This is a genomic window from Streptomyces sp. AC627_RSS907 (genome assembly GCF_019049165.1).
The window spans coordinates 86,708-108,348 of record NZ_JAGMUE010000012.1 but is presented as its reverse complement, the minus strand read 5'-3'; the positions used below and the strand labels follow the sequence as shown (position 1 = coordinate 108,348).

Annotated in this window: 23 protein-coding genes; 10 read left to right on the top strand and 13 right to left on the bottom strand. The window is 73.2% G+C overall.

The window, feature by feature from the left end; translation table 11 throughout:
- Positions 1 to 100 precede the first annotated feature (100 nt).
- On the bottom strand, positions 101 to 1,021 hold the full coding sequence (locus KUM32_RS04120; protein WP_217140385.1) for a helix-turn-helix transcriptional regulator: 921 nt from the start codon (positions 1,019 to 1,021) through the stop codon (positions 101 to 103).
- A 103-nt stretch (positions 1,022 to 1,124) separates the two neighbouring features.
- Positions 1,125 to 1,352, bottom strand: coding sequence for a DUF397 domain-containing protein (locus KUM32_RS04115; protein ID WP_217140384.1), 228 nt, complete (start codon positions 1,350 to 1,352; stop codon positions 1,125 to 1,127).
- A 563-nt stretch (positions 1,353 to 1,915) separates the two neighbouring features.
- Here KUM32_RS04115 and KUM32_RS04110 point away from each other — a divergent pair.
- The 3 genes from KUM32_RS04110 to KUM32_RS04100 all read left to right on the top strand — a co-directional run bounded on the left by KUM32_RS04110 (position 1,916) and on the right by KUM32_RS04100 (position 5,014).
- Positions 1,916 to 2,458 (top strand): hypothetical protein, encoded by a 543-nt coding sequence (locus tag KUM32_RS04110; protein WP_217140383.1) that lies wholly within the window; start codon positions 1,916 to 1,918, stop codon positions 2,456 to 2,458.
- A 138-nt stretch (positions 2,459 to 2,596) separates the two neighbouring features.
- A complete protein-coding gene (locus KUM32_RS04105) occupies positions 2,597 to 4,366 on the top strand; it encodes an ABC transporter ATP-binding protein (RefSeq protein ID WP_217140382.1) in 1,770 nt (589 codons plus the stop codon).
- Positions 4,367 to 4,750: 384 nt separating this feature from the next.
- Positions 4,751 to 5,014 carry a DUF5133 domain-containing protein gene (locus KUM32_RS04100; protein ID WP_217140381.1) on the top strand — a complete coding sequence of 88 codons (264 nt, stop codon included), beginning with the start codon at positions 4,751 to 4,753 and terminating at the stop codon, positions 5,012 to 5,014.
- Positions 5,015 to 5,036: 22 nt separating this feature from the next.
- On the opposite strand, the gene KUM32_RS04095 is transcribed toward KUM32_RS04100, so the two are convergent.
- Complete coding sequence (locus tag KUM32_RS04095) at positions 5,037 to 6,050, bottom strand: GlxA family transcriptional regulator (protein ID WP_217140380.1); 1,014 nt, start codon at positions 6,048 to 6,050, stop codon at positions 5,037 to 5,039.
- 249 nt (positions 6,051 to 6,299) lie between these two features.
- Between KUM32_RS04095 and KUM32_RS04090 the strand changes: the two genes are divergently transcribed.
- Together KUM32_RS04090 and KUM32_RS04085 are read left to right on the top strand one after the other, a co-directional pair.
- Positions 6,300 to 6,761 (top strand): hypothetical protein, encoded by a 462-nt coding sequence (locus tag KUM32_RS04090; protein WP_217140379.1) that lies wholly within the window; start codon positions 6,300 to 6,302, stop codon positions 6,759 to 6,761.
- A gap of 108 nt (positions 6,762 to 6,869) precedes the next feature.
- Positions 6,870 to 7,085 (top strand): hypothetical protein, encoded by a 216-nt coding sequence (locus tag KUM32_RS04085; protein ID WP_217140378.1) that lies wholly within the window; start codon positions 6,870 to 6,872, stop codon positions 7,083 to 7,085.
- 108 nt (positions 7,086 to 7,193) lie between these two features.
- Here the strand turns inward: KUM32_RS04085 and tgmB are convergent, their stop codons facing one another.
- The 7 genes from tgmB to KUM32_RS04050 form a co-directional block, all read right to left on the bottom strand.
- Positions 7,194 to 8,180, bottom strand: coding sequence for an ATP-grasp ribosomal peptide maturase (gene tgmB, locus KUM32_RS04080; protein ID WP_217140377.1), 987 nt, complete (start codon positions 8,178 to 8,180; stop codon positions 7,194 to 7,196).
- A gap of 16 nt (positions 8,181 to 8,196) precedes the next feature.
- On the bottom strand, positions 8,197 to 8,388 hold the full coding sequence (gene tgmA, locus KUM32_RS04075; RefSeq protein ID WP_073728776.1) for a putative ATP-grasp-modified RiPP: 192 nt from the start codon (positions 8,386 to 8,388) through the stop codon (positions 8,197 to 8,199).
- Positions 8,389 to 8,506: 118 nt separating this feature from the next.
- Entirely contained in the window at positions 8,507 to 8,827 is a 321-nt protein-coding gene (locus KUM32_RS04070) for a YkvA family protein (protein WP_217140376.1), read from the bottom strand.
- A 183-nt stretch (positions 8,828 to 9,010) separates the two neighbouring features.
- A complete protein-coding gene (locus KUM32_RS04065; protein ID WP_217140375.1) occupies positions 9,011 to 11,140 on the bottom strand; it encodes a xanthine dehydrogenase family protein molybdopterin-binding subunit in 2,130 nt (709 codons plus the stop codon).
- Between the two features lie 25 nt (positions 11,141 to 11,165).
- Positions 11,166 to 12,155, bottom strand: coding sequence for a xanthine dehydrogenase family protein subunit M (locus KUM32_RS04060; RefSeq protein ID WP_217140374.1), 990 nt, complete (start codon positions 12,153 to 12,155; stop codon positions 11,166 to 11,168).
- Complete coding sequence (locus KUM32_RS04055) at positions 12,152 to 12,712, bottom strand: (2Fe-2S)-binding protein (protein ID WP_217140373.1); 561 nt, start codon at positions 12,710 to 12,712, stop codon at positions 12,152 to 12,154. Before KUM32_RS04055 ends, KUM32_RS04060 begins: the two co-directional genes overlap by 4 nt.
- Before the next feature lie 177 nt (positions 12,713 to 12,889).
- Complete coding sequence (locus tag KUM32_RS04050) at positions 12,890 to 14,035, bottom strand: hypothetical protein (RefSeq protein ID WP_217140372.1); 1,146 nt, start codon at positions 14,033 to 14,035, stop codon at positions 12,890 to 12,892.
- A gap of 193 nt (positions 14,036 to 14,228) precedes the next feature.
- On the opposite strand from KUM32_RS04050, the gene KUM32_RS04045 reads away from it, so the two are divergent.
- Positions 14,229 to 15,023 carry an SDR family NAD(P)-dependent oxidoreductase gene (locus KUM32_RS04045; RefSeq protein ID WP_217140371.1) on the top strand — a complete coding sequence of 265 codons (795 nt, stop codon included), beginning with the start codon at positions 14,229 to 14,231 and terminating at the stop codon, positions 15,021 to 15,023.
- A 41-nt stretch (positions 15,024 to 15,064) separates the two neighbouring features.
- Here KUM32_RS04045 and KUM32_RS04040 read toward each other — a convergent pair whose 3' ends face one another.
- The gene (locus tag KUM32_RS04040; RefSeq protein WP_217140370.1) at positions 15,065 to 16,168 is read right to left on the bottom strand and encodes a YihY/virulence factor BrkB family protein; all 1,104 of its coding nucleotides are present in this window, start codon (positions 16,166 to 16,168) and stop codon (positions 15,065 to 15,067) included.
- Between the two features lie 321 nt (positions 16,169 to 16,489).
- On the opposite strand from KUM32_RS04040, the gene KUM32_RS04035 reads away from it, so the two are divergent.
- From KUM32_RS04035 to KUM32_RS04020, 4 genes are read left to right on the top strand one after another with little or no spacing between them, the layout of a single operon-like run.
- Positions 16,490 to 16,885: a hypothetical protein gene (locus KUM32_RS04035; protein WP_217140369.1), complete on the top strand. Its 396-nt coding sequence runs from the start codon at positions 16,490 to 16,492 to the stop codon at positions 16,883 to 16,885.
- Complete coding sequence (locus KUM32_RS04030; protein ID WP_217140368.1) at positions 16,882 to 17,661, top strand: hypothetical protein; 780 nt, start codon at positions 16,882 to 16,884, stop codon at positions 17,659 to 17,661. The genes KUM32_RS04035 and KUM32_RS04030 overlap by 4 nt, the downstream gene beginning before the upstream one ends.
- 38 nt (positions 17,662 to 17,699) lie before the next feature.
- Positions 17,700 to 18,224, top strand: coding sequence for a roadblock/LC7 domain-containing protein (locus tag KUM32_RS04025; protein ID WP_217140367.1), 525 nt, complete (start codon positions 17,700 to 17,702; stop codon positions 18,222 to 18,224).
- A gap of 43 nt (positions 18,225 to 18,267) precedes the next feature.
- Positions 18,268 to 18,642, top strand: a complete 375-nt coding sequence (locus KUM32_RS04020; RefSeq protein WP_217140366.1) for a hypothetical protein — start codon at positions 18,268 to 18,270, stop codon at positions 18,640 to 18,642.
- A 97-nt stretch (positions 18,643 to 18,739) separates the two neighbouring features.
- Here the strand turns inward: KUM32_RS04020 and KUM32_RS04015 are convergent, their stop codons facing one another.
- Positions 18,740 to 19,852, bottom strand: a complete 1,113-nt coding sequence (locus KUM32_RS04015; RefSeq protein ID WP_217140365.1) for an ABC transporter substrate-binding protein — start codon at positions 19,850 to 19,852, stop codon at positions 18,740 to 18,742.
- A gap of 262 nt (positions 19,853 to 20,114) precedes the next feature.
- Positions 20,115 to 21,479, bottom strand: coding sequence for an FAD-dependent oxidoreductase (locus KUM32_RS04010; RefSeq protein WP_217140364.1), 1,365 nt, complete (start codon positions 21,477 to 21,479; stop codon positions 20,115 to 20,117).
- Positions 21,480 to 21,641: the final 162 nt, after the last annotated feature.

Below are 21,641 nucleotides of genomic sequence, written 5' to 3'. Positions count from 1 at the left end.
GAGCGGGTGTGCGCGCCGAGGAACGCGGCCGCGAAGCACACCACCGCGAGGAGGGCGACGCGCACGGACCTCGCGTCGGCGGGTGCGCCCGCCCGGACGCTCACTTCGCCGCGTAGCGCGTCGCCATGGTCTCGCGCAGCAGCTCCACCGACTCCCGCGGCGTCAGCGCCTCGTCGGCCAGCCGGTCCAGGGCGACCCGGTACTCCTCTGTCTCGTCGCGGTCCTCGAGGAAGTTGGCGCTCCTGATGTGCTCGAGGTAGACGACGTCGGGAAGGTCGCCGCCACCGAAGCGCAGATAGGTGACCGGTATGGCCGGTGCTGACGCGTTGGTCGCGTCCAGCGGCACGATCTGCAGGGTCACCTGGGGGCGCTTCGCCATGTCCACGAGATGCGCGAGCTGGTCCCGCATGACCTCGCGGCTGCCCAGCACCCGGAGCAGTACCGACTCGTCGATGACCGCCCACAGTTGCGGGGCGTCGGCGCGGTCCAGCAGCTTCGTCCGGCGCACCCGCAGGTCGACCCGCCGCCCCACCTCGCCCGCGGGCGCGTTCGGCAGCCCCCGCTCGACCACGGCGCGGGCGTACTCCGGCGTCTGGAGCAGGCCCGGGACGTACTGGATCTCGAAGGTGCGGATGGTGGCGGCCGCTTCCTGGAGGCCGACCAGGCGGTCGAACCACTCCGGCATCAGACGCTTGTCGTACCGCTGCCACCAGCCCGGTTCACCGGCGCGCCGCAACAGCTTGAGCAGGACCGAGACCTCGTAGGCGCCCGTGCCGTACCGCTTCAGCAGTGCCCGGACGTCGGTCTCCGTCGGGGGCCTGCGGCCCTTGCCCGACTCGATGCGCGAGAGCTTCGCCGCGCTGAACCCCAGCTCGCGTGCCGCCTGCTCCTGGGACAGGCCGGCGTCCTCGCGGAAACCGGCCAGTTGCACACCGACGAGCATCTTCAGCAGAGTCGGAGCGGGCTCGGCGCGATCCAGGTAGGGTTCGAGGTGGGAGAGGTGATGCGGCGCGGCGGACATCCTGACTCCCAGCAGACCGGCAGACTTGAAGAACAGACTATCGCATCCCGCCGGTGCGCACCGCATCGCCCCGTGGTGATCGGGGAGTTGGCCTCCGCCCGCCTCACAGGAGGTGGTCGAACTCGCCTTCCTTCGCCCCGGCCAGGAAGGCCGCCACCTCGGCGGAGGTGTAGACGAGCGCGGGGCCGTCGGGGTCACGGGAGTTGCGCATCGCCACGCCTCCGTCCACGAGGGCGACCTCGACGCAGTTGCCCTCGGCGTTGCTGTGGCGACTCTTCTTCCAGCGGACGTCCAACGAGCTGGCCTGCACTCCGTTGCGCACTGGTGGCACCGCGGTCTCCTTGCCGTTCGCGGGAGCGGGCCGAGTCCCTTCGGTCCCCGGACGCTCCCGTCCGATTTCTTTTCGCGCAATTTCTCGTGCAATTGCACGCGAGCGCTGTCAGCGTGGATAATAGCCGTGGCGTCAACCCCCCGGTTGACACACGATCTTGACGTCCCATCAGGGAGATGTCGTGCCGTTATCCGCGCATCCAGCACTCCGGTCGCCCGGCGCACCCGTGCCGGACACGGGCGTGACGATCCGGCTCGACGGACCCCGCCCGCGACGCGGCCGGTCATCGGCCGGGTCGCGCGGCGGTTCTCGGGGACCGGGCCGGGACTCGTCCCGGACCCCGGTCACCTGACGCCCGCCGACTCCCGTCGCGGGGCGACGCGCCCGACGCCGGCCCGTCCGCCCGCTCCGCCCCTCAGGAGCACGGACGCGGACCGGCACCGTCGGCGCCCCGGCGGAGGAGCGGGGCCGGTCCCCGAAACCTCCGGCGGGCAGGACCGTCCGGGCCGCCTCGCCGTCCCGCCCCGTCATCCGACCCGACTGCCGCGGAAGGGCCCCACACCATGCGCAGCGCTCCGACACCGAAGCCGAGCACCCAGCGCACCGACCGTCAGACGCCATCCGGCTCACCCCGGACCGCCCCCCTCGCGGGACTGGACGGGGTGCCCTGGAGCGAGATCCAGGACTCCAGCGGCTCGGCCGCGGCCATTCCCCGGCTGCTGCGCAAGGTCGCCTGGGGGGATGCCGAGACCGCCCGGGCCGCCCTCGGCGATCTCCGGAAGCGGATCTGCCAGTACGGCTTCGTCGTCGAACAGGCGACCGCCGCGACCGTGCCGTTCCTGTGGGACCTGGCTCAGCGGCCGCAGGTGAACTGCCGGGCCCAGATCATCCAACTGCTCAAGAACATCGCGGACGCCCGGCAGTGGGAGACCACCGCCACCGTCTATCCCAAGCTGCTCAACCACCGGGAGAACCCGGTGGCGTGGGAGCGAGCGGCGCGGCAGGCCGTCCGGGCCCGGCGGGACGAGCTGGAGCGGCTACTGGCCGAGGGCGACAGCGAGATCGAGCGGGCCACGACCGAACTGGCCCGCACACTCGGAGACTGAGACCCGCGCCCTCCGCGGGGGAGGAGGCGCGGGTCTCCCTTCCGGCTGACGGAACGATGTGGCGTAGTCCTCGCCGACGGGGTAGGAAAGCGCGGGAAGAAAGCGCTTGCCCCACTCGGTCACTGGAGGACCACGCCCATGGCGTCGCCGCCCGAAAAACCGCTCGACCACCGTTACCGGGGCGAGCACCCGATACGTACGCTCGTCTACCTGTTCCGCGCCGACCGCCGCCGTCTGGCCGGGGCGGTCGCCGTCTTCACCGTCAAGCACAGCCCGGTCTGGCTGCTGCCCCTCATCACCGCGTCGATCATCGACACCGTCGTCCAGCACGGCCCGATCGGCGACCTGTGGACCAGCACCGGGATCATCATGTTCATCCTGGTGGTCAACTACCCGCTGCACGTGCTGTACGTCCGCCTCCTGTACGGCAGTGTGCGCCGCATGGGCACCGGGCTGCGCTCCGCGCTGTGCACGCGCATGCAGCAGCTCTCCATCGGCTACCACTCGCGCGTCAGCGCCGGCGTCCTGCAGGCCAAGGTCGTCCGGGACGTGGAGACGGTGGAGCAGATGGTCCAGCAGACCGCCGAGACGGGGCTCGGCGCCTTCACCGTCCTCGCCGGCGGCCTCGTCATCATCGCCATCCGCACACCGGAGTTCCTGCCCGTCTTCCTCGTCGTCGTACCGGCCGCCTCCCTCCTCGTGGCCAAGCTCCGCGCCCGTCTGCGCACCCACAACGAGCACTTCCGCCACGAGGTGGAGACCCTGTCCTCCCGGGTCACGGAGATGACCCGGCTGATACCGGTCACCCGCGCCCACGGTCTGGAGGGCAAGGCGCTGCGCCGCATGGACGGCACCCTGGACCGCCTGCTCACCTCCGGGATGCGCCTGGACCTGGTCAACGGCCGCTTCGGCTCACTGGCCTGGGTGGTGCTCAACGTGGTCGGTGTACTGGTCCTCGCGGGCGCCGCGCTGATCTCGTACTACGACGTCTGGGGTGTGACCGCGGGCGACGTCGTCATGCTCAGTGCCTTCCTGACCACCCTCACCAGCTCCACGACCACGTTGGCGGGACTGGCGCCCGTCATCACCAAGGGCCTGGAGTCCGTCCGATCGGTCGGCGAGGTGCTCCAGGCTCCCGAACTGGAGGACAACGAGGGCAAGACGGAGCTCACCTCGCTGCGCGGGGCGGTCGCGTTCGAGGGCGTGGGGCACGTCTACGAGAGCGACGGGCGGCCCGCCGTGAGCGACTTCACCCTCACGGTCGAGCCCGGCGAGACCGTCGCGCTGGTGGGGGCGTCCGGCGCGGGCAAGTCCACCGTGCTCAACCTGGTCATCGGCTTCCTGCGCCCGACCTCGGGCCGGCTGCTGCTGGACGGCACCGACATGAACACCCTGGACCTGCGCACGTACCGGCGCTTCGTCTCGGTCGTGCCGCAGGAGTCGATCCTGTTCGACGGCACGATCCGGGAGAACGTCGCCTACGGCATGGACGACGCCGACGAGGAGGCGGTGCGCGCGGCGCTGCGCGACGCCAACGCGCTGGAGTTCGTCGACCGGTTGCCGAAGGGGCTCGACACCCTGGTCGGTGAGCACGGGGCACGGCTGTCCGGCGGGCAGCGCCAGCGCCTGGCCATCGCCCGGGCCCTGATCCGGGACCCCAGGGTCCTCATCCTGGACGAGGCCACCTCGGCGCTGGACACCCGGTCGGAGGCGCTCGTGCAGCAGGCGCTGGCCCGGCTGTTGCGCGGACGGACCACGTTCGTCGTGGCCCACCGGCTCTCCACGGTGCGGGGCGCGGACCGGATCGTGGTGATGGGCGACGGCCGCATTCAGGAGACCGGCACGCACGAGGAACTGCTGCGCAGGGGAGGGGCGTACACGGCGCTGCACAGCGGCCAGGTCGCCTGACCGCGCGGCCCGGACGCTCCGCGTCGCCCGGACGTGTCGCGTGGGTGGACGTGTCGTGTGGGCGGACGTGGGAGGGGACGTCCGCCGGTCGCGGGGCACGCCTTCCGGGCCGGCCGGGTGCTCGACGAGGTCGGGCCCGGCCGGCGACTCGCGGCAGGCGCTTCCACGGACCGGAGCCACGTGGGGATGCGCGGCTTGCCGCGAGCGAACGCGTCAAGTGAAGGCGGCCATTCCGTCCCTTTTCGATCAAGTTTCGTCATTTCTCGCGGCAAAGGCCGGACAGTAAACGACGTAATTTCGCCAATTGCGAGCAGAGGCGCGCATGGTGTGAATGCTTCCCCCGTGTCCGGGCATACGCAGCGAAAATCGAGAGAGGGGCGCTTCGTGCTCGAACCGGACCCGAAGGTCGTCAGGGAGTTGCTGACGCGATACGCGTCACTGCGGATCGCTCAGGCGGAGAGGGACAGGCCGGCGACGGCGCGCGAGCTGGCGGACGTGAGCTACACGCTGTGCGTGATGATGGCGACGACCGGCATCCACGACGCGGTGGCCAAGGCGGACGCGCTGCTGCTCGCCAAGGGGCAGCCGCAGGAGGCCGCCCGCGCGGCGGACCCGGACGAGGAGAGCGGCCTGTCGCTGGCCGTGTGACACCGTGGTACCCGGGCCCGTCTCACGGATCAGGCCGAACGCGTCGGCCTGATCCGTGAGACGGGCCCCGCGCGCGATCCCCCGCAGCGGCCGGCTTCCCGTGGAACGCCGCCCGGTAGGCGTGCGGCGTGGTGCCGACCACCCGGCGGAACCGCTCCCGGAAGGCCGTGGGGGACCCGAACCCCGCCTGACGCGCGATCCGTTCGATCGGGTGGTCACCGTTCTCCAGCAGGTACTGCGCGCGCCGCACCCGCGCCCGCAACAGCCACTGCAAGGCGGTGGTGCCCGTCTGCTCGCGGAACCGGCGGCTGAAGGTGCGCTCGCTCATTCCCGCGCGCGCCGCCATCGCCGCGAGGGTGATCTCCCCGGCCAGGTTGTCCTCGATCCACTCCAGCAGTGGTTCCAGGTCCGAGCCGCGCGGTACGGGCGGGTGCTCGTGCACGATGAACTGGGCCTGGCCGCCCTCCCGTTCCAGCGGTACGACACACATCCGGGCGGCGTGCGCGGCGACGGCCGACCCCAGGTCCTGGCGGATCATGTGCAGGCACATGTCCAGACCGGCGGCGGCGCCCGCCGAGGTGAGGATCTGCCCGTTGTCGACGTAGAGCACGTCCGGCTGCACCTCGACGCGCGGATAGCGGCGGGCCAGTTCCGCCGCGGCGATCCAGTGCGTGGTGGCGCGCAGCCCGTCCAGCAGCCCGGCCTCCGCGAGGACGAAGGCGCCCACGCACACGGACGCGATCCGCGTACCGGCCCCGGCCGCCCGGCGCAGCGCCGCGAGGACACGCTCCGAGGGCGGGCCCGACTCCTCGGACCGCCCCGGCACGATGATCGTGTCGGCGGCCTCCAGCGCGTCCAGGCCGCGGTCGATACGGAGGGCGAGTCCCTCCGTGCGCACCTCCGGCGACTCCGCGCACAGCCGGACCCGGTAGGGGCTGCGCCCGTCGGGCAGCCGCGTCCAGTCGAACGCCTGCATGGGCGCCGCCATGTCGAACGGCACCACGTCGTCGAGGACCAGGATCGCCACGGAGTGCATGGCCGCCACGATAGGCGGATCCCCGCCCCGCGCAGAAGTCCGTGGCACGAGCCCGTACGGACGGCCGTCCGGCCGGATACCTCCTGGTGGGGGTGTTGGCGAGAATCCGTTGGAAGCTGTCATTTCAGCCTCTGTGCGCGCACCGGACCGCTTCCTAACGTGGCTCCGGCGGGCCGAAGCCTTACGTGACGAGGCGTGCCGCCGCCCGCCGCACCCTTCCGCCCGATCCTGCCCTCCGGAGCCCGATCCATGACCAAAGTCCTGCTGTCCCTCCACGTCCTGGCCGCCATCATCGCCATCGGTCCCGTCACCGTCGCGGCCAGCATGTTCCCGCCGGCCGTGCGTCGCGTGGGCCTGCCCGACGGGGCCGGGGACGTGGGGACCGTACGGCTGCTGCACCGCATCTGCCGCGTCTACGCCGGGCTCGGGCTGGCGGTGCCGGTCCTCGGCTTCGCCACCGCGGCCGCGATGGACGTGCTGCGGGACGCGTGGCTCGTCACGTCCGTCGCCCTGACCGCGGCGGCCGCGGGGATCCTGGTCGCCTTCGTCCTGCCCCGTCAGGAGGAACTGCTGGAGCAGTTGACCGGCCGACAGCCCGTCGAGCGCGCCCGTACTGCCCGGCTCGCCATGTTCACCGGCCTGTTCAACCTGCTGTGGGCCACGGTCACGGTCCTCATGATCGTCCGGCCCGGCTCCACGACCGGCGCCTGAGCGGCCGTCACGTCCTGAACGGAATGCGCACGAGCGGGTGGACGGACGCCTAGACTGCTCAGTCGCGCCTCCGTACGGGGGCGGACGACACGAAAGGCACGTTGACGGGTGTTCCAGGATTCCCCCATCTACGACCGACTCGTCGCCGAATGCGGTGACATCCCCACGCAGGTGCGGCGGGAGGCCGAGCGCGTGAGCAGGGAGCTGGAGGTTGTCATGCGCCCGTTGCACTCACCCGGCCACCTGCCCGGCGCCGAGCGCCGGCCGTCCCCCGGTGCCGGCTGGCAGCGCACCGCCCTGCTGCCGGGCCCGCGCCCGCACTGAGGGCCGCCGGCGCACGTCCCGGGGTGGCGCCGGACGGACGTCGTGCGGCCGACGGGGGCCGCCGCACCGGCGGTCTCGTCGACCGGCCGGCGTCGTGCCGGGCCCGCCTCACCTGCCGGCCGTCCGGTGCGCGCCGTCGGTGTCCACCGGCTCGTCGGCGCCGGGCCGGGCCAGCCACGCCGCGATCGTGCGGGCGATCGGCTGGCCCGTGTCCACCTCGACGAAGCCGAACTGCCCCGACTGGTTGCACTCCAGGAACCACCAGGTGCCGTCGCCGTCCTCGGCGAAGTCGAAGGCGCCGTAGGCCAGCCCCGCCGCACGGACGTAGGCACGGACGGCCTCGGCGACGCGGGGCGGCACCTCGGCGGGCCGCCACGGCTCGCGGGACGTGGTGAAGCGGACGTCCACCTCCTCGGGGCCCAGGTCCGCGAGGGTCGTCTTCCGGGCGGCCAGCAACTCGTCGCCGACGACGGTGAGGCGGATGTCGGCGCGCTTGGCCACCCGGCGTTGCAGCAGGGTGGGGCCGTGGGCGACGGCGGAGAAGTCCGTCTCGGGCGGGACCCTGCTGGTCGGCACCGCCAGCGGCGGGTCCTGCGGATGCGCGCCGGAGACCGGCTTGACCACCAGGTCCGGATAGCGTTCGGCGAACTCCCGCGCCGCCCGGGGGAAGGTCGTGATCAGCGTGGCCGGCACGGGCAGCCCGCACCGCTGGGCGAGACGCAGCTGCCAGGGCTTGTACCGGGCGCGGTGTGCCGCGTCGGGCTGGTTCATCCAGCGTGCCCCGCAGTCGCGGAGCATGCCGTAGAGCGCCTGCTCGGACTCCTCGGTCAGCCAGCCGGAGGGCTCGGCGGCACGCGTGGCCGCCCGGCCCGGCCGGCGCACCCACACGGAACGCAGTCCGCCGATGCTCACCAGGCGGCCCCCGGACGAGAGGTGCCCCCGGAAGGCGCCGTGCACGAACTCGCCGGAGAGCGCGACGGAGTCCGTCAGATCGGCGGGGTCCAGGCGGACCACCGGTACTCCCGACGCGTTGAGGTGCACGACCACCATGTCCGCGGTGACGTCCTCTTCACAGGTCAGGATCAGCACGGTCATTCTCGACGGCCCGTGTTCAGTCGTCGAAGTGAGTCTTCGACCCCGCGGTGGAGGTCGTGGTCCCCAGTTCTCTCAACAGCGCGTGGTCACCTGCGGCCACCCGCCCGTCGAGGAGCACGTTCAACTGCAGCCCGGAGTCGTAGACGTACGGAGTGGTGGCTTCCAACTCCACTGCGGGCCGTGCGTAGTTGAGCGCGAACGGTTGCATCGTCTCTCCCTGATGGTGCTGCCCCGATCAGGCGAGGGCCCCTGTGCGCCGTCGCCCGGTCCGCCGACTTCCTTCGGCTTCCAGAGACTTATACGAATCGAACGGGTGAATGGTTTCCTTACGCTGCGTAGTCGCCGGGCGGGCGCGGTCCCTCTCGCCCGTCCGCGGTCCGCCGCCCCTTGGGACCGCCTCGCGCGGAGCGCAGGGCGAGGAGCAGGACACCGACGTCGTCCAGGTAGACCGGATCGGGCACCAGGTCCGCCGGCAGCACCAGGTAGAGGACGGCCCCCCAGAAGACCCACCGCGGACCGGTGGGAAGCCCGGCCCGTCCGAGGTCCCGTCGGATACGGACCAGACGCACCAGGACGCCGACCGCCGTCGCGAGGACGACCGCCGCGAGCAGCACCGCCACGGCGATCACCCCGGTACTCGTGTCCACCCCGTCCCTCCCCTTCCCGCGGCGGCCCGCGGCGCGCGGCGCGCGCCCTGTCTCCCGGATGCCCGTTCGCGGCGGTGGCAAGTCCGGGGGGAGGGGCCTCTCATCCCTGTGGTCCACCCGCGGGACGGGCCGGGTACGACGTGGGCCGCGCCGGACGCTCCGGCGCGGCCCACGTGCCGGTGGTCAGACCCCCAGCATGCCGGCGGGGTGCTCGTGTTCGAGCAGGCCGGTGAGCACCCGGTCGGGAGTGAGCGGGAGTTCCCGGAAGCGGATGCCGGTGGCGTGGTGGACGGCGTTGCCGACGGCCGCCGCCGAGCCGACGATGCCGATCTCGCCGATCCCCTTGCTGCCCATCGGGTTGAGGTGGCCGTCGTCCTCGTCCAGCCAGTGCGCCTCCAGGGCGGCGACGTCGGCGTGCGCGGGCACGTGGTACGACGCCAGGTCGGACTCGGCGAAGTCGCCGAACGCCGGGTCCATCGTGCTGTCCTCGGTCAGCGCCATGCCGAGCCCCATCGTCATGCCCCCGATGAACTGCGAGCGCGCCGTACGGGGGTTGAGGATGCGGCCGGCGGCGAACACACCCAGCAGCCGCGTCACACGCACCTCACCGCTGACCGTGTCCACGGTGACCTCGGCGAAGTGCGCGCCGAAGGCGTGCCGCGCGAAGGGGCTCTCGGCGTCGGCCGTGCCGGAGGTGTCGGCGTCCGCCGTGATCCCCTCGTCGGGCAGCGGCCCGGAGTGTCCGGCCAGCAGGCCGGTCAGCCGGACGCACGCCTCGTGGACGGCCCAGCCCCAGGAGGCGGTACCGGAGGAGCCGCCGGCCATGGGGGCGAATCCGATGCCGCTGTCGGCGACCTCGACACGGACCCGGTCCAGGCGGGTGCCGAGGGCGTCGGCCGCGATCTGCGCGAGCACCGTCCGGGCGCCCGTGCCGATGTCGGTGGCGTTGACCCGGACCAGGAAACCGCCGTCGGGCAGGGCCCGCGCCGAGGCGACGCACGGCGACACCATGACCGGGTACGTGGCGGCGGCCACCCCGCTGCCCACCAGCAGGGGCCCCGCGGTCCGCGACCGCGGCCGCGGATCACGGTCCTCCCAGCCGAAGCGGCGGGCGCCCTCCCGCAGGCACTCCACCAGATGCCTGCTGCTGAAGGGCTTCCCGCTGTCGGGCTCGGTCTCCGGTTCGTTGCGGATCCTCCACTCCACCGGGTCGACGCCGAGTTCGGCGGCCAGCTCGTCCACCGCGGACTCCAGCGCGTACATGCCGGGGCACTCGCCCGGCGCGCGCATCCAGGACGGCGTGGGCACGTCCAGCCGCACCACACGGTGCAGCGTGCGCAGGGCGGGAGCGGCGTACATGACGCGCGCGGGGACCGCCGCCTGCTCCACGAACTCCTTCACCCGGGAGGTCTGCGTCGTCACCTCGTGCACCAGCGAGGTGAGCCGGCCGTCGGTGCCGGCGCCGAGGCGCAGCCGGTGCAGGGTCGGCGCGCGATGGCCGACCACGGCGGGCAGGTAGCGGCGCGGCAGCGCCACGGTGACCGGCCGGTCGGTGAGCCGCGCCGCCATCGCCGCCAGCACCACATCGACGCGGGGCGTGCCCTTCGAACCGAAACCGCCGCCCACATGCTCCGCGCGCACCGTGATCCGGTCCTCGGGCAGCCCGAACATGCGGGCGAGTTCGGCGCGGACGGCCGTGCTGCCCTGGCTGGAGGAGTGCACCGTCAGCCGGTCGCCGGCCCACTGCGCGGTGCTGCTGTGCGGCTCCATCGGGTGGTTGTGCAGCGGCGGTGTCCGGTACTCCACGTCGAGCCGCGTCGCCGACGAGTCGAAGGCGCCGTCGGGGTCGCCCTGCTCGGTGACGGACGGGAACCCGCCGTTGGCCGTCTCGGGCACGTACGCCTCCGGATGGGAGGCCGTCAGCGTCACGTCGTGGCCCTCCGTCTCGTACGTGATCCGGACGGCACCCGCGCCGGCGCGGGCCGCCTCCAGCGTCTCGGCCACCACCAGGCCCACGAACCAGCCCCGGTGCGGGACGTGCGGGCTCTGCAGCACGGCCAGAGTGGGATCCTCCGGGTCCGCCAGCCGGGGCGCGTTCTCGTGCGTCAGCACCGCGACGACGCCGGGCAGGGCGAGCGCGGCGGCGGTGTCGACGCCGGTCACCCTGCCCCGGGCGACCGCCGCCGACACCGGCCAGGCCTGGGCACGGCCGGGGGCGTCGTACTCGGCGGCGTACCGGGCGGTGCCGGTGACCTTCTCCCGCCCCTCCCGGCGCTCGGCCGGAGCGCCCAGGACGGTCTCGGTGGCGGTCATGGAGTCCTCCTCGTGCACGCCGGGTTCAGGTCGTGGCCGGAGCGAGCCGGCCCAGTACGTCCAGGGCCAGCCGGCGGGCCAGCGGCACCTTGTAGGCGTTGTCCCGCAGCGGCTCGGCGGCGGCGAGCTCCAGATCGACGGCGTGCTCGAACGCCGCCGCCGTCGGTGCCGCGCCCACCAGAGCGTCCTCGGCCCGCCGGGCCCGCCACGGCTTGTGCGCCAGTGCCCCGAAGGCGATCCCGGCCCGCTCCACCACCCCGTCCGTCAGATGCAGGACGGCGGCGACGCAGGCCAGCGCGAAGGCGTACGACGCCCGGTCCCGGGCCTTGCGGTACGCCGAGGGCAGCCCGCCCGTCGCGGCCGGCAGGAGCACGCCGGTGATCAGCTCGCCGGGGTGGATCTCCGTGTCCCGCTCCGGGTGCAGGCCCGGCAACCGGTGGAAGTCGGCGGCGGGAACGCTCCGCGTGCCCTCGGGGCCGTGCAGTTCGACGCGTGCGTCGAGGGCGGCGAGCGCCACCGCCATGTCCGAGGGGTTGGTGGCGATGCACCGGTCGGAGTGGCCGAGCACCGCGTGATCGCGGTGCACGCCCGCCAGCGCGCCGCAGCCGGTGCCGGGCTCGCGTTTGTTGCAGGGCTTGGACAGGTCCTGGAAGTAGGGGCAGCGGGTGCGCTGCAGCAGGTTGCCGCCCGTGGTCGCGGCGTTGCGCAGCTGTCCCGACGCGCCCGCCAGCACGGCCTGGGACAGCGCGGGGTAGCGGTCCCGGACGACGGGGTGGGCCGCGAGATCACTGTTGCGGACCATCGCGCCGACGCGCAGCGCGCCGTCCGGCAGTTCTTCCACCGCGTCCAGGGGGAGCCGGGTGACGTCGACGAGGGCGGAGGGCGTCTCCACGCCGAGCTTCATCAGATCGACGAGGTTGGTGCCGCCGCCGAGATAGCGGGCGCCGGGATGGGCGACGAACGCCCCGGTGGCCTCCTCGACGCTGTCCGCCCGTATGTAGGTGAAGGGCTTCACGGGATCACGTCCTCGACCGCGTCGGCGATGCGCGGGTAGGCACCGCACCGGCACAGGTTGCCGCTCAGCCGCTCCCGGATCTCCTCCCGGTCCAGCGCGACGGGCTCGCCCGAGGGTGTCCGCGGGTCGGTGACGTGCGACGGGTGGCCGGCGGCGGCCTCGGCGAGTGCACCGACGGCCGAGCAGATCTGGCCCGGGGTGCAGTACCCGCACTGGAAGGCGTCGCGTTCCAGGAACGCCCGCTGCACCGGGTGCAGTTCCTCGCCGTCACCGGCGAGACCCTCGACGGTGGTGACCTCGCAGCCGTCCAGGGCGACGGCGAACAACAGGCAGCTGTTGACGCGCCGCCCGTCCACCAGGACCGTACAGGCGCCGCACTGCCCGTGGTCGCAGCCCTTCTTGGCGCCCGTGAGCCCGAGATCCTCCCTCAGGAGGTCCAGCAGGACACGGCGGTGGTCGACGGTGAGGGTGTGCGGTTTGCCGTTGACCCGGAGCGTGGTCTGGGAACGGGAGGATTCCGGTGGGCGGGAAGCGGAAGTGGGGCGCTGGCTGTCCATGGCGTCGATGACCTTCCGGGGCGGGCCGTACTGCCGTGCAGTCCGCGTATCCAGGTTGCGCCGGCTGACACACGCCCGGTCCCGGCGGCGGCCGTGTCCCGCTCCCGGCCGGCCGACGGCCCGGGGCGGTCGGCCGGGAGCGGGCCGGAGCCGCGCGGAGTGCGGCGCGTGCCGCCGTCAGTCCCCGGGATCGGCCGGCGGCTGGGTGGCCTCCCGGTGTCCGGTCTCGGAGCGCGGGGCCCGGCCGGAGCTCCTGAACCGTTCCAGGGTGCGGGTCAGCCCCCGCAGCGGGGACGGCAGCGGGGACTCGGCCGGCGGTGGCCCCGAGGGGGCCGCCCCGGCGGACTCCCGGTACGCGGCCAGCGCCTCGGTCGCGCGTTCGGCCGCCTCCCGGTACAGGTCCCGGGACTGCGTCATGGCCTCCAGCGCCTCGGCGTACATGGCGACCAGCTTGCGCTCGCGCTCCAGCTCTTCCTGGAGGGTCAGCAGCCGCCAGTCGTCCCGCAGCGCCGTGAGGGCGTCCTCCGCGCCGTCCGGCAGCGGCCTGGGCAGCGCGGCGAAGGCCGTCACCGCCGCGATCAGGCCGGTCGGCTCGGATCCGTCCAGGAAGACGGTGCGGACGGAGCACTCCTGGGCGTCGTAGCCGGAGGGCGCCGGAGTGCCGGGCAGGACCACGGCGCCGCCGCGCGGCACCTGGACGCCGAAGTCCTCCAGAGCCCAGTTCACGACCCGCAGTTGCTGCGGCGCGGCGCGGTGCTCGACCACCAGGTGCCGCAGGCCGGGCGGCAGCCGGTCCGCGAGCGGCACCCGGCCGCGGTGGTCGGGGGTCATCGCCTCGTGCACGACGACGTGGATGTTCCACGGGCTGCGCCCGGCCTCCTTGAGCAGCCGGCGTACGGCCTTGTCGTCGTCCGGCAGGGTGTTGATGCCCCGCAGCCGCAGTCCCGTGGCGATGTCCCGGTCCCAGGTGACGTCCGGGTCGTCGGGCCAGAACATGGTGGCGGGGGAGGGCCAGGCGGTGTCCCAGACCTCCTCGGCCTCCGCGAGCAGCGTCCACGTCTGCCCGCCGGCCGATCCGGGCTCCAGGATCAGCCTGGCCCGGACGGTGACGCCGCCGGGGGCCTTCCAGCGCGCCTCGAAGACGCGCGGGCCGGTGTCCGGCGTCTCCTCGGGCAGCTCCAGGAAGTCGTCGAGGACACGGCTGTCCTTGAGCCGCTGGAGGGTGCGCCGGACGGTGTCCTCCGCCGCGGATCCGACGTGGCGGCCGCGAGCGGTCCACAGCGTGGGCGGAGTCGTGGGGCGGGCGGTCGAAGAGGTCGGCATGAGTCCATGGGGAAGCAGGGGAACGGATACAGGCCAGTATCGTCGCCGCAGGCCAGTACGGAGCACTCGGGGTCCGCCGACCGGGCGGGCCGCGGAGCGGCCACGGTGCGGTCGGCGGGTCCGGCGTGCGCCGTGGGCGAGGGTGGGCAGGAAGTAGGACGACGGACCGTACGGCACGAGAAGGAGCGACCGGATGAATCTCGACCTCGACGGACGAACCGCGCTGGTGACCGGCTCCTCACAGGGCATCGGGGCGGCCATCGCCGCCGGACTGGCCCGGGCCGGCGCCACCGTGGGCGTCAACGGACGCGACGCCGCCCGCCTGGAGGAAAGCGTCGGGAAACTGCGGGCCGAGGTGCCGGACGGCGTGTTCGTCCCGGTCGCGGCCGATCTCGGCACCGAGGAGGGCGCCGAGCGGGCCCTCGAGACGCTGCCCGACGTGGACGTCCTGGTGAACAACCTCGGCGTCTTCGGTGCCGTGCCCGCGCTGGAGATCAGCGACGACGAGTGGCGCCGCTACTTCGAGATCAACGTGCTCGCGGGTGTCAGGCTCACGCGCGCCCACCTCCCCCGAATGAAGGAACGGGGCTGGGGCCGGGTGCTGTACATCGCGAGTGACTCGGCCGTCGTCATCCCGGCGGAGATGATCCACTACGGCGTGTCCAAGACGGCACTGCTCGCGGTGAGCCGCGGCTTCGCCAAGGAGGCCGCCGGCAGCGGCGTCACGGTGAACTCCGTCATCGCCGGACCCACCCACACCGAGGGCGTCGAGGACTTCGTGTACCAGCTGGTCGACCGCGACCTGCCCTGGGACGAGGCCCAGCGCGTCTTCATGCGCGAACACCGTCCGCAGTCGCTGCTCCAGCGGCTGATCGAGCCGGAGGAGATCGCCAACCTCGTGGTCTACCTCAGCTCCCCCCGGGCGTCCGCCACGACCGGCGCGGCCGTGCGCGTCGACGGGGGATACGTCGACTCCATCCTCCCGTAGGGGCCCGGGCCGGCCCCGCCCTTCGCCGGCGGGGCCGGGGGTCACTCGTCCGGTGCCGCGCGCCGCCGGTCCGCCTCGTCCCAGGTGCGGGTGTCGCGCGGCTCGACGTACGGTTCCCGGTCGGGCGGATGGCCGCCGTCGATGACGCGCTGCCGGGCCAGTTCGGCGTCGAACTCCAGGCCGAGGAGGATGGCCAGGTTCGTCACCCACAGCCACACCAGGAAGATGATGACTCCGGCGAGGGTGCCGTAGGTCTTGTTGTACGAGCCGAAGTTCGCCACGTAGAAGGCGAACCCCGCGGAGGCGACCAGCCAGATCAGCAGGGCGACGAAACTGCCCGGTGAGATCCACTTGAAGCCCTTGACCCGCGCGTTCGGGGTGGCCCAGTAGAGGATCCCGATCATCAACATGACCAGCACGACCAGTACCGGCCACTTCGCGATCGACCACACGGTCAGCGCGCTGTCGCCGACGCCGAGCGCGGTGCCCGCCTGCCGGGCCAGGGCGCCGGTGAACACGACGATGAGCGAGCTGACCACGGCGAGCACCAGCAGCACCACCGTCAGGGCCACCCGCAGTGGCAGCACCTTCCAGACCGGACGTCCCTCGGGCATGTCGTAGACCGCGTTCGCCGCGCGGATGAACGCGGCCACGTAGCCGGACGCCGACCAGACGGCGCCGACCAGTCCGACCACCGCCAGCACGGAGCCCAGACCCGCCTTCGCCTGCAACTGAGCCACCGCGTCGGTGATGACGTCCCGCGCGGAACCGGGAGCGAGCTTCTGGAGGTTGTCCAGCACCTCCTGGGTGGCCGAGCGCCCGGCGATCCCCAGCAGGGAGACCAGCACCAGCAGGGCCGGGAACAGCGACAGGATCCCGTAGTAGGTCAGGGCGGCGGCGCGGTCGGTCAGCTCGTCGTCCTTGAACTCGGCCAGTACGCGCCGCAGCAGCGCGGACCACGAGCGCTTCGGCAGCTGCGTGGGGGAATCGGGAGCGGCGCGCTCGGTGGCGGGCCGCGGGCCGTAGTCCTCGGGAGCCGAGGCGTCCGGCGAGTCCTCCGCCGCGCCGGCGGCGGTGCCGGCCGGCGTGCCGTCCGTGCCGTCCTTCGTGTGCTTCCCGCGATGGGGGAGGTGCAGTCGGGCCATGCACCCCGGGTTGCCCGTCCCGGCGTGCTCACGCCCCCGTGCGCGGGAGGCGCGCGAGACGCGCCAGGGATGCGCGCCGGGAAGCGCCCGGGATATGCGCGCCGGGAGTGCGGCCACCCCCCAAGCGGCGCCGTTCCCGCGTGGCGCGGGCAGGCCCGGCCGCGCGCCCCCGCCAAGCCTTCGCACGGCTGAAATTCCGCAGTATGCCGCAGCGCGCGCACGTTCCTCTGGAAAATGCCAAAGCGCTCACCGGATGCGTACACGTTCCGTAGTCTCGGCATCACGTTCGCGGTACAGCCGTGCAGGGGAGGGAGATCCGGCGTGCCCGGAATCGACGAGAGTCTGCTGGAAGCCATGCGACTGCCCGGCGCGCGGGGTGCGTCGCTGGTCGACTGGATCAGCGGGCTCGCCCTGGGCGCCGTCGGTGACGCGCCCGGCGGCGACTGGGAGGCGACGGCCGCGGAGAGCGCGGAACTGGCGCGGCACGTCGCGGAGAGCGGCTCCCTGGCCGCGGCCGGTGCCGCCGCGGCGGAGAAGGAACCGCCGGTCGAGGACATCATCGCCACGACCGGCGACGCCTACCACCTGCTCAGGTTCGTCAGCACCCCCTTCGACAGCACCGTCTTCCTCCACCTGTGGCTGGACCGCCACGACGGGAACCTGGCCCTGGCCCGCATCCGGCTGGCCGGGACGGCGGATCGTCTGGTGCTCGGATGACAAGGGTCACGACCACCGGGGCCCCGCACGGGACGACATCGGCGGCCCTCGGAGCACTCGCGGCCGAAGGGGCGACCGGTGCCCTCTCGGGCGAGCGGGGGATCGTCTACCTCTCCGCGGGCCGTGTCGTGCACGTGGAGTCCCCCTTCACCCCCGACCTCGGCGCACTACTCATCCGCAGCGGCACCGTCGCACCGGACGGCTGGTGGGACGCGGTCGACCGGGGCGGGAGGCAGCACCGGGTCGGGCACCGGCTCGTGGACAGCGGCCGGCTCGCCGCCGGAGCGCTGGAACTGTGCCACCTCGGCGCGCTCTTCGACGCCGCGTACTTCGCCGTCGCCCCCGGCACGCGCGCGCACCGCTTCCGGCCCGGTGCCGCGCACTGGCTCGGCGCGGTCCGGTCCGTACCGGTGGACGTCGTCGTCCGCGAGTCCGCACGCCGTCGCGCCCTGCTGGACCGCATATGGCCGGACCCCGACATCGACGCCGTCCCCCTCACCCGGGTCACCGACGCCGGCCCCGCCGACCTGCCGGTGCGGCGCAGCCGGACCCTGACGCAGGTCGACGGCGTCCGCACCGCCTCCGAGATCGCCTCGGCGCTCGCCTGCCGCACGTACCACACCCTCGTCGAACTGCGCCGCCTGGCCGCCGACGGCCTCGTCACCGCCGCGCCGTCCGCTCCCACGACCCCCGCCCCGGAGCCGCGCGGCGTGGTGTGGGACGACCCGGACACGGCCCTGCTGCGACGGCTTCGAGACGCCCTGGAGGCCCTGTGATCCGCGCGCGCCGCCAGCGTGCCGAAAGGAGACAGCTCATGGCCGTCGAGAGCGACGTCCTGGACGAACTGCACCGACTCCGCCACCGCGTACCCCAGTTGACCGGCTCGCTCGCGGCCACCGTCGACGGGCTCGTCCTCGCCCACGACGCGCCGGGCACCGAACCCGAGGGCCTCGCCGCGCTGACCGCCGCGGCGCTCGGCGTCGCGCACCGCATGGCCGACGCCACCGCGCGCGGAGGGTTCCGCGAGCTGCTGCTGCGCGGGACCGACGGCTACGTCGCCACGTACGCCGCCGGGCCGGCCGCCGTCCTCACCCTGCTCGCCGACGGCCGGGTCAACGTGGGACGGCTGCACCTGGAGGGGCGGCGCAGCGGCGCCCGGGTCGGGGAGCTGGTCGTCGCCCACCTCGGCCCGGAGCGCGGCCGTCCCCCGTCCGGCGAACACGGCACCACGCCGCCCGCGGACGCCGCCCGGCCCATCGGCACCCTGCCGGTGCGCACCCCGCCGCTCCCCGCCCACCAGCCGATTGCCCCGGCCGGCCTCGACCGCCGGCCGACCTGATCCACCGATCGCGTACTGATCACGTCCGGAAAGGAACCCACGCATGGCCAACCTGGAGACCTCCCTCAAGGAATGCCTGAGCTCCATCGACGGAGCGACCGCCGTCGCGCTGGTCGACTACACCAGCGGCATGGCCCTCGGCACGCTCGGCGGGAGCAAGGACTTCAACCTCGAGGTCGCAGCCGCCGGCAACACCGACGTCGTGCGGTCCAAGCTGCGCACGATGGAGCACCTCGGTCTGAAGGAGGAGATCGAGGACATCCTGATCACCCTCAGCAGCCAGTACCATCTGATCCGCCTGCTCAAGGGGCGTGGCGGCGACGGGCTGTTCCTCTACCTGGTGCTCGACGCGAGCCGCGCCAACCTCGCGATGGCCCGCCACCAACTGCGCCGGATCGAGTCCGAGCTGGAGGTCTGACCGTCGTACGGACCGCTCGCCGGGTGGGGCCGGGGACAGGACACTTCCCGTCCCCGGCCCCACCCGGCCCGTTCCCGTCCCTTCCCGGCCGGCCGCCTCAGCCGGCGTGGAGGACCCGGAAGCGGCCGGGATCCGCCGGGTCCCGGTCGACGACCTGGACGGGCGGCCAGGCCCACTGCCACACGCCGATGCCCGGCGTCCGCGAGAACCGGATCGGCCCGCGGGTGCCTTCGACCGCGACGCACGGCCAGGACCCGGCAACGCGCGCCCGGTCCACGCCGTGGGAACGCAGCACCTCCGCGAGGACGGCGACCGTGTCGTAGCCCTCGAGGGCGACGAAGGAGGGCGCCTCGGCCAGCCGCTCGCGAAGGGCCGTTCCGACTCGTGCGCCGAGCGGGCCCAGGCGCTCGGGCAGGTAGCGCAGGAACGGGATCCCGGCGCCGGCGCCGCCCAGGGACGCCGCCCATCGCGCGAACTCCGGTTGCCCGGCCGGGGCGCCGATCATGGTCCCGGCGAGGCGCTGGTCGCGGCGGACCGCCTCGACGATCGACACGGCAGGCTCCGGGTGGCCGACCAGGAGAAGGAGGGCCGTCGCACGACGGTCGACGAGCGCGTCGGACACGGCCCCGGGGGTGAGCGCGCCCATGTCGAGTGCGGCGACGGTGCCGCCGCGCGGAGCGACGTGGTCCCGCAGGATGCGGGCCCCGGACGCCCAGTAGACACTCGACTCGGCCGCCACGGCGATGCGACGGTGGCCCCCGCCGAGGAGGAAGTCCGCGTAGATCCGCCAGCCGTGGGACTGCGCCGGGGCGAGGCGTGCGACCCATGGCGTCGGCCGCTCGGTGAGCGCGTCGAGGACCGCCGACGAGCACAGGAAGGGCAGACCGAGGGCGTCGGCCCTGGCGGCAGCGGCGCGAGCGACGACGCTGTGGTACTCGCCGGCCAGGGCGGCCACACCCAGGCCGGCGAGTTCGTCCACGGCCGCCGCGGCCCGCCGCGGATCGGCCGCGGTGTCCCGGACCACCAGCTCGAGTGGTCTTCCGGCGATTCCCCCGGCGTCGTTGACCTCGCGAACGGCCAGCTCGAGTCCGGCGAGCAGGTGGCGGCCCGCCTCGACCCAGCCGGGCCGGCTCAACGGAACGAGAGCGCCGATCCGGACGGCTGCCCCGTCGGTGCGCTCCGCACCGGACGGCGGCGGTGGCGTACTCATGCGTCGCCGTCCGTCGCGTCGGCCGCCTCGCGGGGTGCCGAGGTCCGGTGGTACGCGCTTGTCTCGTCCCGCCGTGGCGGGCGCACCTGGGTGACCATGCCGGACATTGCACCGGGACCATCACCGGCAGGCAACCGGTTATCGGTCCGCCGGGCCGCCGCCCGCGCCGGGTGCGGCGCGCGGACGAACGGGTCGGACGGGCCGTCCGCGTGACGGCCGGCACCGGGGCCTCGCCGAAGGCCGCCGGTGCCGGACCGCCGGATCAGGCGCCGCTCTCCCGGAGCATGTCCTCGCGCTCGACGAGCTTCACACGCTCGCGCCCCTGCGGCTCGCCCAGCGCCCTCTCCGCCGCGTCGAGGCGGTACCAGCCGTCCCAGGTGGTGAAACGGATGTTCCGCTCGGTGAGGAAGGCGTCCACGGACTCCGGGACCGGCGACGCGGGCGTCTGGAGACGGCCGTTGGCGTAGTCGTCCAGCAGGTTGGACACCGTCTCGTTGGCGTCGCCCTTGGTGTGGCCGATCAGGCCGACCGGACCACGCCGGATCCAGCCGGTGACGTACGTCGACCGGAGGTGCTCGCCGGACTCCTGGATGACGCGCCCGCCCTCGTCCGGGACCGTGCCCGAGTCGATGTCCCAGGGCAGCTTGGGGAGCTGGTCGGACAGGTAGCCGACGGCCCGGTAGACCGCCTGCACGTCCCAGTCCTTGAACTCTCCGGTGCCCTTGACGTTGCCGGTGCCGTCCAGCGCGGTGCGCTCGGTGCGCAGGCCGACGACCTTGCCGTCCTCGCCGAGGATCTCGGCCGGCGACTCGAAGAAGTGCAGGAACAGCTTGTGCGGGCGGTCGCCGACGTCGCGGATCGCCCAGTTCTCCAGCGTCTTGGCGACCATGTCGGCCTGCTTGTTGCCGCGCCGGGTCGCGATCGAACCGTCGTCGTAGTCGATGTCCTCGGGGTCGACGATGACCTCGATGTTGGGGGAGTGGTCCAGCTCCCGCAGTTCCATCGGGCTGAACTTCGCCTGCGCCGGTCCGCGGCGGCCGAAGACGTGGACCTCCATCGCCTTGTTGGCCTTCAGGCCCTCGTAGACGTTCGGCGGGATCTCGGTCGGCAGCAGCTCGTCCGCCGTCTTGGCCAGGACGCGGGCCACGTCGAGGGCGACGTTCCCGACACCGAGGACGGCGACCTTCTCCGCCTCCAGCGGCCAGGTGCGCGGTACGTCCGGGTGGCCGTCGTACCAGGACACGAAGTCGGCGGCACCGTAGGAGCCGTCGAGGTCGATGCCGGGGATGGGCAGCGCCCGGTCGGCCATGGCGCCCGTGGCGAAGATCACACCGTCGTAGAACGTGCGCAGGTCGTCCAGGCTGATGTCGGTCGGGTAGTCCACGTTGCCGAAGAGACGGACCTGCGGCTTGTCGAGCACCTGGTGCAGGGCGGTGATGATGCCCTTGATCCGCGGGTGGTCGGGTGCCACGCCGTAACGGATCAGTCCGAACGGGGCGGGCATGCGCTCGAAGATGTCGATGGACACACCGAGGTCGGCGGCCACCTCGGACTTGAGCAGGGCGTCGGCGGCGTAGATCCCGGCCGGGCCGGATCCGACGATGGCTACCCGCAGAGGGCGGGGCATGTTCAGGTTCCCTTCGAGCGGTGACAGATCGACTCTCGGGGAAGCCTAAGCTAAGGCAAGCCTAAGTCGGTACGCGGGTCCGGTCTATGAGCCCATAAGCCGAACTTATGGCAACTCATGGCATGGGTTTGTGGTCGGTGGGGCCGGGGCCGGGGCCGGGGC